Source organism: Rhizobium sp. CF142 (genome assembly GCF_000281145.1).
Taxonomy (GTDB): Bacteria; Pseudomonadota; Alphaproteobacteria; order Rhizobiales; family Rhizobiaceae; genus Rhizobium.
Genome location: NZ_AJWE01000103.1, coordinates 76,633 through 91,924, shown reverse-complemented (window position 1 = coordinate 91,924; position 15,292 = coordinate 76,633). Strand labels below are relative to the sequence as shown.

The window sequence follows — 15,292 nt, the reverse complement described above, 5'->3', positions numbered from 1 at the left end:
GGCGATCGGCCTGCCGCCGCCGTTCTGGGCCTTTGCCTGGGCGGGCGGGCAGGGGCTGGCGCGCTATGTTCTCGATCATCCCGAGACGGTCGCAAGAAAGCGGGTGCTCGATTTTGCAAGCGGTTCCGGACTGGTCGGAATTGCAGCACGCAAGGCTGGCGCTGCCAAAGTGATAGCTGCGGATATCGATCCGTGGTCGCAGACGGCGGTGCGGCTGAATGCGGCGGCCAATTTGGTCCCGCTGGACTTCGATAGGACCGATCTCATCGGGCGAGACGTTGATGTGGATGTCGTGCTCGCCGGCGATGTCTTCTACGATAAGGCTTTCGCCGAAGCGCTGGTTCCGTGGTTCGAGACACTCGCTGCCGAGGGCAAGGACGTGCTGGTCGGCGATCCCGGGCGCGCCTATTTGCCAAAGGACCGGCTGGAATTCTGCGCCGTCTATGAAGTGCCCGTCACGCGGGCGCTTGAAGACAGTGAGGTCAAGAAGACGACGGTCTGGCGGTTCAGGCCTTAGGGCCGGATGACGCAGACATTGGCCTCATAAGAGCAGGGATCATCGGCGATGCCGACATCGATGACCTTGGCCTTCGGGGCAAGGTTACGTTCCGGCGTGGCCAGGCGATAGTACCCGTCGCCTCCGATATAGGTTCCGCCATCCGTCTGATAGGCATAGGACGACCCGGCGTAGAGGCCGTTGCTCCCGTAGTTCTGATCATAGCTCTGGGGCTGGGACGCAATGACGAAGATGTTGCTGCGGCCATAGCGGCTTGTCCCAGGATAGTTGAACTGCTTCAGAAAAGGGGTGCGCGGGCGATAGCGGATGACGTTGTCGCGTGTGAAGTGCAGGCCACTATCCCAGTGAGTGCGCCTGCCGAGGAAGACGCCGTCATTAAAACCGTTATGGCGGGGAAAGCGATGATCGAAGCGGCGTTCTCCAGCTGCGGCTGGCAGTGCTGCCAGCATCGCGATAAGAGCAAGGGCAGTCTTGGACAGACTGTGAAACATGGACCAAACTCCGAAACGCTAACAAATCGTTAACGCCAGATTGCGCCAAAAGGCTGATCTTGTCCACGCAGCCGTGCGGTCAGCTTGAAAATTGAGCGAAAAAGACGAGTTTCGTGGCCGTGCAAACTTCCCGGTAACGCGAATCGATTAAATTAAAAGCAGGCAGCAATTATGCTTGTCGTCAGGGGTTTCGGTGATTAAACGTCGAGATTGATGCAACGCACACAGAATTTTGTCATTCGTGTGGTTGACTGAGAATGCCCCTGACATCAAGGGCAAAGAGAAGACGCCGCGAGGTTCTGATGGCGAATGTGACAAACCGGCCCCTGTCGCCGCATCTACAAATTTACAAGCCAATTCCCACCATGGTCATGTCCATCGTTCACCGTATAACCGGTGGCGCTCTGTACTTCGGCACGCTGCTGATTGCCTGGTGGCTGATCGCGGCCGCCACCGGCCAGGCCTATTATGACTGGGCCAACTGGGTGCTTGGGAGCATTGTCGGCAAGCTTGTCCTGCTCGGTTACACCTGGGCGTTGATCCACCACCTGCTCGGCGGCTTCCGCCACTTCATGTGGGACCTCGGACATGGCTTCGAGAAGGAATTCTCGACCAAGCTCGCCATCGCCAATATCATCGGATCGCTCTGTCTGACCGTGCTGGTCTGGGTGATCGGCTTCATCATTCGCTTCTGAAGGTCGCACTCATGGATATGCGCACTCCTCTGGGCAAGGTTCGCGGCCTCGGCTCCGCCAAGGAAGGCACCGATCACTTCTGGCGCCAGCGCCTGACGGCCGTCGCCAACGTGCCTCTCATCATCTTTTTCGCCATCTTCATGATCGTCTATGCCGGTGCGCCTTACGCCGACGTGGTTCATGCGCTGTCGAACCCGTTCGTTGCCGTCATTATGGGCCTGATGGTCATTTCCGGCACCATCCACATGAAGCTCGGCATGCAGGTCATCATCGAAGACTATGTTCACGGCGAGCTCGGCAAGCTGCTGCTCCTGATGCTGAACACCTTCTTCGCGGTTCTGATCGCCGGCCTCTGTCTCTTCGCCATTCTGAAAATTGCATTCGTAGGATAACCGTATCATGGCAACGTCTTCACCCGCTCAGAATGGGAAGGCCTACACCTATGTCGACCATTCCTATGACGTAATCGTCGTCGGCGCCGGCGGCGCCGGCCTGCGCGCCACGCTCGGCATGGCCGAACAGGGCTTCCGCACCGCCTGCATCACCAAGGTATTCCCGACCCGTTCGCACACGGTTGCCGCCCAGGGCGGCATCGCCGCCTCGCTGCAGAACATGACGCCTGATAGCTGGCAATGGCACCTCTATGACACTGTCAAGGGTTCCGACTGGCTCGGCGACGTCGATGCTATGCAGTATCTCACCATGGAAGCGCCGAAGGCGGTCTATGAGCTGGAACACTACGGTGTGCCCTTCTCGCGCAACGAGGAAGGCAAGATCTACCAGCGTCCGTTCGGCGGCCACATGCAGAATTTCGGTGAAGGCCCGCCGGTGCAGCGCACCTGCGCCGTTGCCGACCGTACCGGCCACGCCATCCTGCACACGCTCTACGGCCAGTCGCTGCGCAACAACGCCGAATTCTTCGTCGAGTATTTTGCGCTCGACCTCATCATGTCTGATGATGGCAGCCGTTGCACCGGCGTGATCGCTTGGTGTCTTGACGACGGCACGATCCATCGCTTCGCGGCCAAGATGGTGGTGCTTGCGACCGGCGGTTACGGCCGCGCCTATTTCTCGGCAACCTCGGCCCATACCTGCACCGGCGACGGTGGCGGTATGGTGGCCCGTGCCGGCCTGCCGCTGCAGGACATGGAATTCGTGCAGTTCCACCCGACCGGCATCTACGGCTCCGGCTGTCTGATCACCGAAGGCGCGCGCGGCGAAGGCGGCTATCTCGTCAATTCCGAAGGCGAGCGTTTCATGGAGCGCTATGCGCCGTCCGCCAAGGATCTGGCCTCGCGCGATGTCGTTTCGCGCTGCATGACGCTGGAAATCCGTGAAGGCCGTGGCGTCGGCAAGAACAAGGACCACATCTTCTTGCATCTCGACCATCTCGATCCGGCCGTGCTGCACGAACGCCTGCCGGGCATTTCCGAGAGCGCCAAGATTTTTGCTGGCGTCGATGTGACCCGCGAACCGATCCCGGTTCTGCCGACCGTTCACTACAACATGGGCGGCATCCCGACCAACTATTGGGGTGAGGTGCTCAACGCCGACAGCTCCAATCCGGAGCGCATCATCCCCGGCCTGATGGCTGTCGGTGAAGCCGGCTGTGCCTCGGTGCACGGTGCAAACCGTCTCGGCTCCAATTCGCTGATCGACCTCGTGGTCTTCGGCCGTGCGGCCGCGATCCGCGCCGGCGAAGTCATCGACCGTGCGTCGCCGGTGCCGGCGCTGAACATCGCCGCCTGCGACAGGATCATGGATCGTTTCGACGGTCTGCGCCACGCCAGCGGCGGCACGCCGACGGCCGTGCTGCGCGAAAAGATGCAGCGCGCTATGCAGGAGGATGCGGCGGTGTTCCGTACGCAGGAATCGCTGGAATCCGGTTGCCGCCGCCTTTCGGAAATCTGGGGCGAACTCAAGGATCTCAAGGTCACCGACCGCTCGATGATCTGGAACTCCGACCTTGTCGAAACGCTGGAGCTGCAGAACCTGATGGCCAACGCCATCACGACGATCTACGGCGCCGAGGCCCGCAAGGAAAGCCGCGGTTCGCATGCCCGCGAAGACTATACGTCAGGTCCGTTCGCCGGCCGCGACGACGTCAACTGGCGCAAGCACACGCTGGCCTGGGTGAACGAGGCTGGTGATGTGAAGCTCGACTACCGGCCTGTCCACACCGACCTCATCGCAGACGGCATCGATCCCCACAAGATCGAGCCGAAGGCCCGCGTATACTGATCAGAGGAACCTGACATGGTTGAACTCGCTCTTCCCAAGAATTCCCAGATGCGCGAAGGCAAGGTGTGGCCGAAGCCGGCGGGTGCTAAGAACACCCGCGAGTTCCGCGTCTATCGCTGGAGCCCGGACGACGGCCAGAACCCGTCGATCGACACCTTCTACGTCGATGTCGACGATTGCGGGCCGATGGTTCTCGATGCGCTTCTCTACATCAAGAACAAGATCGATCCGACGCTGACGCTGCGCCGTTCCTGTCGTGAAGGCATCTGCGGTTCGTGCGCGATGAATATCGACGGCACGAACACGCTTGCCTGTACCAAGGGCATGGACGACATCAAGGGCACGGTGAAGATCTACCCGCTGCCGCATATGCCCGTGGTCAAGGATCTGGTTCCGGATCTCAGCAATTTCTACGCCCAACACCGTTCCATCGAGCCCTGGCTGAAGACGGTTTCGCCGACGCCGGCCAAGGAATGGAAGCAGAGCCATGAGGACCGCCAGAAGCTCGACGGTCTCTATGAGTGCATCCTGTGTGCCTGCTGCTCGACCTCCTGTCCGAGCTACTGGTGGAACGGTGACCGCTATCTCGGCCCAGCCGTCCTGCTACAGGCCTATCGCTGGCTGATCGATAGCCGTGACGAAGCGACAGGCGAGCGCCTCGACAATCTCGAGGATCCGTTCCGCCTTTATCGTTGCCACACGATCATGAACTGCGCGCAGACCTGCCCGAAGGGTCTGAACCCGGCCAAGGCAATCGCCGAAATCAAGAAGATGATGGTCGAGCGTCGCGTGTGAGCATCGACGCCTCCATCGGATTCAATTGAGCGTTATCTCGACTCCCCCGAACGGATCGAACTTGATCAAGAAGGAGATGGCCGGGCACAACACCTTGCTGACATATTTTATCAGCAAGAAGTCCGGCGAGCGGGTCGGTTGAATTGTGCCGGCCTTGCTATAGGTGTCACGAAGGCCGATTTGCATTGTGCTGACTTGATTAACCAAAGTGAAATACGGTAATTCGAACCTAGAATTGAAATATCTCTGCGGTTGAGACGGACATTCGGGAGCTTGATGATGCAGTTGCGATATGTGGTGACGGGTCTAACGGCCGCTCTGGCCTTGGCGGGATGCCAGCGCACCTCATATGATTACAGCGGTAACAGCGCACCTCCGCCGCTGACTGCGCAGCCGGTGCCTTCCGTACAGGGCGGCCAGCTGCCTCCTCCGACCGGACAATTTCCTGCCGCGCCGACTTCGACGGCGCCGACGGCGGGTGTCCAGCCGGGTGGCGCTGCACCAGCGACTTCGCTTGATGTCACCAAGGAATCGATGGTCGGCAGCTGGCGTGTCAACGGTACCTGCGACATGTTCCTGACGCTCACCAATCTCGGCAGCGGATCGCGCGGCGGTACGCGCGGTTGTGTTGGCGAGCTGACGGCTATGGGCTCATGGGAAGTTTCCGGCAAGCAGGTTCTGCTCAAGGACCGCAGCGGCAACCAGATCGGTTCCGTCTACAAGGTTGCCGACAACAGCTTCAATGGCCAGACCTCGACCGGGCAGCCGATCACCCTCAGCCGGTAAGACAATCCGGCGGGGTTCCGCCGGTTACGCATAGGCGGACAAGCCCTCATGCAGCCAATGCCAGACTATTCGCTCAGCGTCACCGAGCAGCTCAAATCGCTGACCGCATCGGGGACGTTGCAGGTTGATTCTGCCCAGATGGATGTGGCCAAGTGCCTCGACCGGGTGCTTGCCGCTCTCAAGCGGAAGCAGCCTGCCGCTAAGAGCAGCGCGCTCGGCTGGCTGTTTGCTTCCAAAAAGAAGACCGAGGCCGGTATTAGGGGCCTCTATATCCACGGCAGCGTGGGGCGCGGCAAGACGATGCTCATGGACATGTTCTTCCAAATGGCGCCCTGCCGGAAAAAGCGGCGCGCGCATTTCCATGAGTTCATGGCTGATGTGCACAATCGCATCGCCGCCCATCGGCTGAAGCTGAAGAACGGCGAGACGAAGCAGGCCGATCCGATGCCGCCGGTCGCCGCTGCCCTTTTCGAGGAAGCGGAACTGCTCTGCTTCGACGAATTCACGGTGACCGATATCGCCGATGCGATGATCCTGTCGCGGCTGTTTTCCGAGCTTTTCGCACGCGGCTGCGTGCTGGTGGCGACCTCGAATGTCGAGCCCGACAATCTGTACAAGGAAGGCCTCAATCGCGGGCTTTTCCTGCCTTTCGTCGGTCTCCTCAAAAAACATGTCGAGATCGTCTCGCTCGATTCGCCGACCGACTACCGGATGGAGAAACTGAACAGCCAGCCGGTCTATCTCGTCCCGATCGATGAGCGCACTGACATGGCGATGGAAGCGTCCTGGACGCAGGCGCTGCATGGTCGCAAGGCGCAGCCGACGGACATTGCCATGAAGGGGCGGGCAATCCATGTGCCGCTTGCTGTCCACCGCATGGCACGCTTCTCCTTCTCCGATCTCTGCGAAAAGCCGCTGGGTGCTGCCGATTTCCTGGTCATCGCCGAACGCTTCGACACGATCTTCCTCGATCACATTCCCTTGCTCGGCCCTGAAAAGCGGAACCAGATCAAGCGCTTCATCATTCTGATCGATACGCTCTACGATCATGGCACCCGCCTTTATGCTTCCGCCGCCGCCATGCCCGAAGATCTGCTCGTCGAAAGACGCGGCACCGAAGGTTTTGAATTCGATCGTACGGCATCTCGTCTTTTTGAGATGAGAAGCGCCGAATATCTTGCGGCGCATCACGAACGGCGGGCTGCCGAGTAACACTTTGGTGACAATTGATCTTACGTTTACGTAAGAATTTTAATATCTAAACGATTGAAATTGCTGCACCAAAAATAATGGATTGCCATTTTTTGGCTTTGGGTCTATGCGATTGCGGCATTGGGCGATGCCCGCGCGTCGCCCAACGGATTTTGATCGCAAAGGAAAAGCGAAATGGCGCGTAACAAGATCGCACTCATCGGTTCTGGCATGATTGGTGGCACGCTGGCGCATCTCGCCGGCCTGAAGGAACTGGGCGATATCGTCCTCTTCGACATTGCCGACGGCATTCCCCAGGGCAAGGGCCTCGACATCGCACAGTCCTCACCGGTTGAAGGCTTCGATGCCAACCTGACCGGCGCCAGCGACTATTCCGCGATCGAAGGCGCTGACGTCTGCATCGTCACCGCCGGCGTTCCGCGCAAGCCGGGCATGAGCCGCGACGACCTTCTCGGCATCAACCTGAAGGTCATGGAGCAGGTCGGCGCCGGCATCAAGAAGTATGCCCCGAACGCTTTCGTCATCTGCATCACCAACCCGCTCGACGCCATGGTCTGGGCGCTGCAGAAGTTCTCCGGCCTGCCGGCCAACAAGGTTGTCGGCATGGCCGGCGTTCTCGACTCCTCGCGCTTCCGTCTTTTCCTCGCCAAGGAATTCAACGTTTCCGTTCAGGACGTCACGGCCTTCGTTCTCGGTGGCCACGGCGACACGATGGTGCCGCTCGCCCGTTATTCGACCGTCGGCGGCATCCCGCTGACCGACCTCGTCACCATGGGCTGGGTCACCAAGGAACGCCTCGAAGAAATCATTCAGCGTACCCGTGACGGCGGCGCCGAAATCGTCGGCCTCTTGAAGACCGGTTCGGCCTATTACGCTCCGGCTGCTTCCGCGATCGAAATGGCCGAATCCTACCTCAAGGACAAGAAGCGCGTTCTGCCTTGCGCTGCCCACCTCACGGGTCAGTACGGTGTCAAGGACATGTATGTCGGCGTTCCCACGGTCATCGGTGCCGGCGGCGTCGAGCGCATCATCGAGATCGACCTCAACAAGACCGAGAAGGAAGCCTTCGACAAGTCCGTCGGCGCCGTCGCCGGTCTTTGCGAAGCCTGCATCAACATCGCGCCCGCTCTCAAGTAACCCTGCGCTGACGTTATCGAAATAGGGACAAACCCATGAACATTCATGAATATCAGGCCAAAGCTCTGCTGAAGGGCTATGGCGCGCCGGTCGCGCAGGGTGTGGCTATCCTCAAGGTTGAAGAGGCCGAGGCTGCCGCCAAGTCGCTTCCCGGCCCGCTTTACGTCGTCAAGAGCCAGATCCATGCAGGCGGCCGCGGCAAGGGGAAGTTTAGGGAACTCGGCCCGGATGCCAAGGGCGGTGTCCGTCTCGCCAAGTCGATCGACGAAGTCGTTGCGCATGCCAAGGAAATGCTTGGCAATACGCTGGTAACCGCGCAAACCGGCGAAGCCGGCAAGCAGGTCAATCGCCTCTACATCGAAGACGGTGCCGACATTGCTCGCGAGCTCTATTGCTCGCTCCTGGTCGACCGTTCGGTCGGCAAGGTGGCCTTTGTCGTTTCGACCGAAGGCGGCATGGATATCGAAGCAGTCGCCCACGACACGCCTGAGAAGATCCACACGATCGCCATCGATCCGGAAGCTGGTGTCACGGCTGCCGACGTTGCCGCAATCACCAAGGCTCTTCAGCTCGACGGCGCTGCCGCCGAAGATGCCAAGACGCTCTTCCCGGCGCTCTACAAGGCATTCGGCGAGAAGGACATGGCCCTGCTTGAGGTCAATCCGCTGATCGTCATGAAGGACGGCCACCTCCGTGTTCTCGACGCAAAGATGTCTTTCGATGGCAACGCTCTGTTCCGTCACGATGACGTCAAGACGCTGCGCGATGAAACGGAAGAAGACGCCAAGGAAATCGAGGCGTCCAAGTGGGATCTCGCTTACGTGGCGCTCGACGGTAACATCGGTTGCATGGTCAATGGCGCAGGCCTTGCCATGGCGACGATGGACATCATCAAGCTTTACGGCAAGGAGCCGGCAAATTTCTGCGACGTCGGCGGCGGCGCCGGCAAGGAGAAGGTTGCTGCGGCCTTCAAGATCATCACCGCAGACCCCAAGGTCGAAGGCATTCTCGTCAACATCTTCGGCGGCATCATGAAGTGCGATGTCATTGCCGAGGGCGTCATTGCCGCGGTCAAGGAAGTCGGTCTCAAGGTTCCGCTCGTCGTTCGCCTTGAAGGCACGAACGTCGATCTCGGCAAGAAGATCCTGAACGAGTCGGGTCTGGCCATCACGGCGGCTGACGATCTCGACGATGCGGCCAAGAAGATCGTCGCTGCGATCAACGGTTGAGAACGGTCATGGCTTTCCAGTCCACGCCCAGTGCTGCTCATCTCCGTCTCGATGCCTTCTCCGGTGTCTGGGAAGGGGAAGAGCATGTCGCGGCTTCGGCGTGGACGAAGGAAGGCAAGGCCAGCGCTTCGCTTTCTGGCGAGGCGCTGTTCGGCGGATTTTTCCTCGAACAGCGCTACCGTCAGACATGCGACGGCGAAGTTTCCTTCGAAGCCCGCAATGTTTTCGGCTTCGATAGTTCGGACCAGGCTTACAAGCTCTACCAGTTCGACAGCGTCGGTTTTGCTCCGCCCACGCCGGCTTCCGGCGCGTGGAATGGCGATGAACTCGTGCTGATCAAGACTTCGCCGCGCGGCAGGCAGCGCACCGCGTTCACATTTGAAAATGAAGACTGCTACCGGATGGGCGTCAGCTTTTCGCCTGCAGGCAGCGACACTTGGCAGGAGGTCGTCAGCGGCATTTACCGTCGCGCGTCCCTCACGTCTTCCAACCTCTCCTAGACAAAGGCCTCGCATGTCTATTCTCGTCAACAAAGACACCAAGATCCTTGTTCAGGGTCTGACCGGCAAGACCGGTACATTCCACACCGAACAGGCGCTTGCTTACTACGGCACGCAGATGGTCGGTGGTATTCACCCGAAGAAGGGTGGCGAAACCTGGACCGGCTCCAAGGGCGAAAGCCTGCCGATCTTCGCAACCGTTGCCGAAGGCAAGGAAAAGACCGGCGCCGACGCGACCGTCATCTATGTTCCGCCGGCGGGTGCAGCCGATGCGATCATCGAGGCGATCGACGCCGAGATCCCGTTCATCACCTGCATCACCGAAGGTATCCCGGTCTTGGACATGGTTCGCGTCAAGGCTCGCCTCGAGCGCTCCAAGTCGCGCCTGCTCGGACCGAACTGCCCGGGCATCCTGACGCCGGAAGAATGCAAGATCGGCATCATGCCGGGCTCGATCTTCCGCAAGGGCTCGGTCGGTATCGTTTCGCGTTCCGGTACACTGACCTACGAAGCCGTCTTCCAGACCTCCAACGAAGGTCTTGGCCAGACGACGGCTGTCGGCATCGGCGGCGACCCGGTCAAGGGCACCGAATTCATCGACGTGCTGGAAATGTTCCTCGCAGATGCAGCCACGACCTCGATCATCATGATCGGCGAAATCGGCGGCTCCGCTGAAGAAGACGCAGCTCAGTTCCTCAAGGACGAAGCCAAGAAAGGTCGCAAGAAGCCGATGGCCGGCTTCATCGCGGGCCGTACGGCGCCGAAGGGCCGCACGATGGGCCATGCCGGTGCTGTGGTTTCCGGTGGCAAGGGCGACGCTGAATCGAAGATCGCGGCGATGGAATCGGCAGGCATCAAGGTATCGCCGTCTCCGGCTCGCCTCGGCAAGACGCTGGTTGAAGTCCTCAAGGGCTAAACCAACTTATATACCCCGGGCGGAGGAACGGCATCCTAGCCTCCGCCCGGCTCTCCACTTACTCAATACGGATGCGCCGCGGACAGGCGGCAATCGGAATGCGGCAGCCGGCGATGAAGCCGGCAAATTCATCTAAGTCAGGAGGCGGGCGGAAGCGTCCGCATAACACCATGGCACGGCAAGAAGCCAACGAGCAATTTCAGATCACCTCGTTTCTGGATGGCGCCAATGCTGCCTATATCGAGCAGCTCTACGCCCGTTATGAAGACGATCCCAACTCGGTCGACGACCAGTGGCGGTCCTTCTTCAAGGCGCTGGAAGACGATCCTGCTGATGTGAAGAAGGCGGCCAAGGGCGCTTCCTGGCGCAAAAAGAACTGGCCGCTGCAGGCAAGCGGCGATCTCGTCTCGGCGCTGGATGGCGACTGGGGCATCGTCGAAAAGGTCATTGAGACCAAAGTCAAGGCGAAGGCTGAAGCCGCCGGCCAGTCGGCAGGCGCCGCCGACGTGCTGCAGGCGACGCGCGATTCCGTCCGCGCCATCATGATGATCCGCGCCTATCGCATGCGCGGCCATCTGCACGCCAAGCTCGATCCGCTCGGCATCGCTGCCCCGGTCGACGACTATCACGAGCTTTCGCCCGAAAATTACGGCTTCACGGCTGCCGACTACGATCGCAAGATCTTCATCGATAACGTGCTCGGCCTCGAATACGCGACCCTCCGCGAGATGATCGAGATCCTCGAGCGCACCTATTGCTCGACCCTCGGCGTCGAATTCATGCACATCTCCAATCCGGAAGAAAAGGCATGGATCCAGGAACGTATCGAAGGTCCGGACAAGGGTGTTGCCTTCTCGGCCGAAGGCAAGAAGGCGATCCTCGCCAAGCTCGTCGAAGCCGAAGGCTACGAGCAGTTCCTCGACGTCAAGTTCAAGGGCACCAAGCGCTTCGGCCTCGATGGCGGTGAATCGCTGATCCCGGCGCTCGAGCAGATTCTGAAGCGCGGCGGTCATCTCGGGCTCAAGGAAGCTGTGTTCGGCATGGCCCATCGCGGCCGTCTGAACGTGCTCTCCCAGGTCATGGGCAAGCCGCACCGCGCCATCTTCCACGAGTTCAAGGGCGGCTCCTACGCGCCTGATGAAGTCGAAGGTTCGGGTGACGTGAAGTACCATCTGGGCGCTTCCTCCGACCGTGAATTCGACGGCAACAAGGTGCACGTCTCGCTGACGGCAAATCCGTCGCACCTCGAAATCGTCGACCCTGTCGTCATGGGCAAGGCCCGCGCCAAGCAGGACATGAGCGCTACGGTATGGGACGGCGACATCATTCCGCTGTCCGAACGCGCCAAGGTTCTGCCGCTCCTGATCCACGGCGACGCTGCCTTTGCCGGTCAGGGCGTCATTGCGGAAATTCTCGGCCTGTCCGGTCTGCGCGGCCACCGCGTTGCCGGCACGATGCATGTCATCATCAACAACCAGATCGGCTTCACCACGAACCCGGCCTTTTCGCGCTCGTCGCCCTATCCGTCCGACGTCGCCAAGATGATCGAAGCACCGATCCTACACGTCAATGGCGACGATCCGGAAGCCGTGGTCTATGCGGCGAAGATCGCGATGGAATTCCGCATGAAATTCCACAAGCCTGTCGTGCTCGACATGTTCTGCTACCGTCGGTATGGCCACAATGAAGGCGATGAGCCGTCCTTCACGCAGCCGAAGATGTACAAGGTCATCCGCGGCCACAAGACTGTCCTGCAGCTCTATGCAGACCGTCTCGTTCGCGAAGGCCTGCTCACCGACGGCGAAGTCGAAAAGATGAAGGCCGACTGGCGCGCGCATCTCGAGCAGGAGTTCGAAGCCGGTCAGCACTACAAGCCGAACAAGGCCGACTGGCTGGATGGCGAGTGGTCGGGCCTGCGCACGGCTGACAATGCTGACGAACAGCGCCGCGGCAAGACTGCCGTGCCGATGAAGACGCTCAAGGATATCGGCCGCAAGCTGTCGGAAATTCCGACTGGATTCAACGCGCATCGCACGATTCAGCGCTTCATGGAAAACCGCGCCAACATGGTCCAGAGCGGCGAAGGCCTCGACTGGGCGATGGCCGAAGCGCTGGCTTTCGGTGCGCTCGTCGTCGAGGGCCACAAGATTCGTCTGTCCGGTCAGGATTGCGAACGTGGCACCTTCTCGCAGCGCCACTCGGTTCTCTATGATCAGGAAACCGAAGAGCGCTACATCCCGCTCGCAAACCTGTCGCCGACGCAGGCTCGCTATGAAGTCATCAACTCGATGCTTTCGGAGGAAGCCGTCCTCGGCTTCGAATACGGGTATTCGCTGGCTCGCCCGAATGCGCTGACGCTCTGGGAAGCCCAGTTCGGCGACTTCGCAAACGGTGCGCAGGTCGTGTTCGACCAGTTCATCTCGTCTGGCGAACGCAAGTGGTTGCGCATGTCGGGTCTCGTCTGCCTGCTGCCGCATGGCTATGAAGGCCAGGGTCCGGAACACTCGTCCGCCCGTCTGGAGCGCTATCTCCAGCTCTGCGCGGAAGACAACATGCAGGTCGCAAACGTCACGACGCCGGCGAACTACTTCCACATCCTGCGCCGCCAGCTGAAGCGCGATTTCCGCAAGCCGCTGATCCTGATGACGCCGAAGTCGCTGCTGCGCCATAAGCGCGCGGTCTCGACGCTTGCCGAAATGGCCGGCGAATCCTCCTTCCACCGTCTCCTTTGGGACGATGCGGAGGTTATCAAGGATGGCCCGATCAAGCTGCAGAAGGATGCCAAGATCCGTCGCGTCGTCATCTGCACCGGCAAGGTCTATTACGACCTGCTGGAAGAGCGCGAAAAGCGCGGTATCGACGACATCTACCTGCTGCGTATCGAACAGCTCTATCCGTTCCCGGCCAAGGCGCTCATCAACGAGCTGTCCCGCTTCCGGAACGCCGAGATGGTCTGGTGCCAGGAAGAACCGAAGAACATGGGTGCCTGGTCGTTCATCGACCCGTATCTCGAATGGGTGCTTGCCCATATCGATGCGAAGTACCAGCGCGTTCGCTACACGGGCCGTCCGGCCGCCGCTTCGCCGGCAACCGGCCTGATGTCCAAGCATCTGTCGCAGCTCGCCGCGTTCCTCGAGGATGCGCTGGGCGGCTAATAAAAAGAGGGAAGCGCGATGGCATATTTCTTCATGAGACTTGTGCCGCCGCGCTCCACGTTCCCGCATGACGGGACCGGGGAGGAAATGGCGGCGATGAAGCGCCATGCCGAATATTGGCACCAGAAGGCCCTTGCGGGATCGGCGATTGCTGTCGGTCCCGTTTTCGAGGCTGGAGGGGCTTTCGGCGTCGCGATCGTCGAGGTTGAGGATCAGGCGGCAGCCAAGGCGCTTGCTGATGCCGACCCGATCATCACGTCCGGCTTCGGTTTCCGTTTCGATGTCTCGCCAATGCCCTCAATCATTCTCCGGCCGCAGGCCGGGACCGCCATCTAACACGATAACAAGCACAATCAGGATTTGAACAATGGCCACAGAAATCCGCGTTCCAACACTCGGTGAATCCGTCAGCGAGGCAACCGTCGGCACCTGGTTCAAGAAGGTCGGCGACGCCGTGAAGGCCGACGAGCCTATTCTCGAGCTTGAAACCGACAAGGTGACCATCGAAGTTCCGGCTCCGGCGTCCGGTACGCTTTCGGAAATCGTCGCCCAGGCTGGCGAGACGGTTGGTCTCGGTGCGCTTCTCGGCCAGATCGCCGAAGGTGCTGCTGCCGCAGCTGCTCCTGCTGCCGCAGCCCCGGCAGCAGCACCTGCTGCACCTGCACCGACGCCAGTTGCTCCGGCTGTTGCCGCTGCTGCTCCGGCCGCCTCCGTATCCTCCATGCCGCCGGCTCCGGCTGCGGCAAAGATGCTGGCGGAAAACAATCTCTCGGCCGATCAGGTCGATGGCAGCGGCAAGCGCGGCCAGGTTTTGAAGGGTGACGTCATCGCCGCTGTCGCCAAGGCTGCCGCAGCTCCAGCCGCTGCACCAGCAGCGCCTGCTGCTCCACGCGGTCCTTCGACGGTAGAAGATGCTGGCCGCGAAGAGCGCGTGAAGATGACGCGCCTGCGCCAGACGATCGCCAAGCGCCTCAAGGATGCACAGAACACGGCTGCAATGCTGACCACCTACAACGAGGTGGACATGAAGGCCGTCATGGACCTGCGCAACAAGTACAAGGATATCTTTGAGAAGAAGCACGGTGTGAAGCTCGGCTTCATGGGCTTCTTCACCAAGGCCGTCACGCATGCCCTGAAGGAACTGCCGGCAGTCAACGCCGAGATCGATGGTACCGACATCATCTACAAGAACTACTGCCATGTCGGTATGGCTGTCGGCACCGACAAGGGCCTCGTCGTCCCCGTCATCCGTGACGCCGACCAGATGTCGATCGCCGAAATCGAGAAGGAACTCGGCCGTCTCGCCAAGGCAGCCCGTGACGGCTCGCTCTCCATGGCCGAGATGCAGGGCGGCACCTTCACCATCACCAATGGCGGTGTCTACGGCTCGCTGATGTCCTCGCCGATCCTCAATGCGCCGCAGTCGGGCATTCTCGGCATGCACAAGATTCAGGAGCGTCCGGTCGCTATCGGTGGTCAGGTTGTCATCCGCCCGATGATGTATCTGGCGCTCTCCTATGACCACCGCATCGTCGACGGCAAGGAAGCCGTGACCTTCCTCGTGCGCGTCAAGGAAAGCCTGGAAGATCCGGAACGTCTGGTTCTGGACCTCTAAGCG

General features: G+C 60.3%; 15 protein-coding genes. 14 read left to right on the top strand and 1 reads right to left on the bottom strand.

Annotation, left to right across the window (positions count from 1 at the left end; all coding sequences use genetic code 11):
• Nucleotides 1-517: class I SAM-dependent methyltransferase (locus PMI11_RS24115; RefSeq protein ID WP_007822382.1), on the top strand; the 517-nt coding region annotated here is incomplete at its 5' end.
• On the opposite strand, the gene PMI11_RS24110 is transcribed toward PMI11_RS24115, so the two are convergent.
• Nucleotides 514-1,008, bottom strand: a complete 495-nt coding sequence (locus tag PMI11_RS24110; RefSeq protein WP_007822379.1) for a hypothetical protein — start codon at nt 1,006-1,008, stop codon at nt 514-516. The genes PMI11_RS24115 and PMI11_RS24110 overlap by 4 nt on opposite strands.
• Before the next feature lie 302 nt (nt 1,009-1,310).
• On the opposite strand from PMI11_RS24110, the gene sdhC reads away from it, so the two are divergent.
• The 13 genes from sdhC (at nt 1,311) to odhB (ending at nt 15,289) form a co-directional block, all read left to right on the top strand.
• The gene (gene sdhC / locus PMI11_RS24105) at nt 1,311-1,703 is read left to right on the top strand and encodes a succinate dehydrogenase, cytochrome b556 subunit (RefSeq protein WP_007822377.1); all 393 of its coding nucleotides are present in this window, start codon (nt 1,311-1,313) and stop codon (nt 1,701-1,703) included.
• Nucleotides 1,704-1,714: 11 nt separating this feature from the next.
• Complete coding sequence (sdhD, locus tag PMI11_RS24100) at nt 1,715-2,095, top strand: succinate dehydrogenase, hydrophobic membrane anchor protein (protein ID WP_007822375.1); 381 nt, start codon at nt 1,715-1,717, stop codon at nt 2,093-2,095.
• A gap of 7 nt (nt 2,096-2,102) precedes the next feature.
• Nucleotides 2,103-3,944: a succinate dehydrogenase flavoprotein subunit gene (gene sdhA / locus PMI11_RS24095; RefSeq protein WP_007822373.1), complete on the top strand. Its 1,842-nt coding sequence runs from the start codon at nt 2,103-2,105 to the stop codon at nt 3,942-3,944.
• 15 nt (nt 3,945-3,959) lie between these two features.
• Nucleotides 3,960-4,739, top strand: coding sequence for a succinate dehydrogenase iron-sulfur subunit (locus PMI11_RS24090; protein WP_007822372.1), 780 nt, complete (start codon nt 3,960-3,962; stop codon nt 4,737-4,739).
• 279 nt (nt 4,740-5,018) lie between these two features.
• A complete protein-coding gene (locus tag PMI11_RS24085; RefSeq protein ID WP_007822368.1) occupies nt 5,019-5,525 on the top strand; it encodes a protease inhibitor Inh/omp19 family protein in 507 nt (168 codons plus the stop codon).
• A gap of 48 nt (nt 5,526-5,573) precedes the next feature.
• Nucleotides 5,574-6,737 carry a cell division protein ZapE gene (gene zapE, locus PMI11_RS24080; RefSeq protein ID WP_007822366.1) on the top strand — a complete coding sequence of 388 codons (1,164 nt, stop codon included), beginning with the start codon at nt 5,574-5,576 and terminating at the stop codon, nt 6,735-6,737.
• A 174-nt stretch (nt 6,738-6,911) separates the two neighbouring features.
• A complete protein-coding gene (gene mdh / locus PMI11_RS24075; RefSeq protein ID WP_007822364.1) occupies nt 6,912-7,874 on the top strand; it encodes a malate dehydrogenase in 963 nt (320 codons plus the stop codon).
• A gap of 35 nt (nt 7,875-7,909) precedes the next feature.
• A complete protein-coding gene (sucC, locus tag PMI11_RS24070) occupies nt 7,910-9,103 on the top strand; it encodes an ADP-forming succinate--CoA ligase subunit beta (protein ID WP_007822362.1) in 1,194 nt (397 codons plus the stop codon).
• Nucleotides 9,104-9,111: 8 nt separating this feature from the next.
• Nucleotides 9,112-9,603, top strand: a complete 492-nt coding sequence (locus PMI11_RS24065) for a DUF1579 family protein (protein WP_007822360.1) — start codon at nt 9,112-9,114, stop codon at nt 9,601-9,603.
• 13 nt (nt 9,604-9,616) lie between these two features.
• Entirely contained in the window at nt 9,617-10,519 is a 903-nt protein-coding gene (sucD, locus tag PMI11_RS24060) for a succinate--CoA ligase subunit alpha (protein ID WP_007822358.1), read from the top strand.
• Nucleotides 10,520-10,689: 170 nt separating this feature from the next.
• Nucleotides 10,690-13,674 (top strand): 2-oxoglutarate dehydrogenase E1 component, encoded by a 2,985-nt coding sequence (locus PMI11_RS24055; RefSeq protein ID WP_037072000.1) that lies wholly within the window; start codon nt 10,690-10,692, stop codon nt 13,672-13,674.
• Between the two features lie 18 nt (nt 13,675-13,692).
• A complete protein-coding gene (locus PMI11_RS24050; protein WP_007822355.1) occupies nt 13,693-14,010 on the top strand; it encodes a YciI family protein in 318 nt (105 codons plus the stop codon).
• A gap of 31 nt (nt 14,011-14,041) precedes the next feature.
• Entirely contained in the window at nt 14,042-15,289 is a 1,248-nt protein-coding gene (gene odhB, locus PMI11_RS24045; protein ID WP_007822354.1) for a 2-oxoglutarate dehydrogenase complex dihydrolipoyllysine-residue succinyltransferase, read from the top strand.
• Nucleotides 15,290-15,292 lie beyond the last annotated feature (3 nt).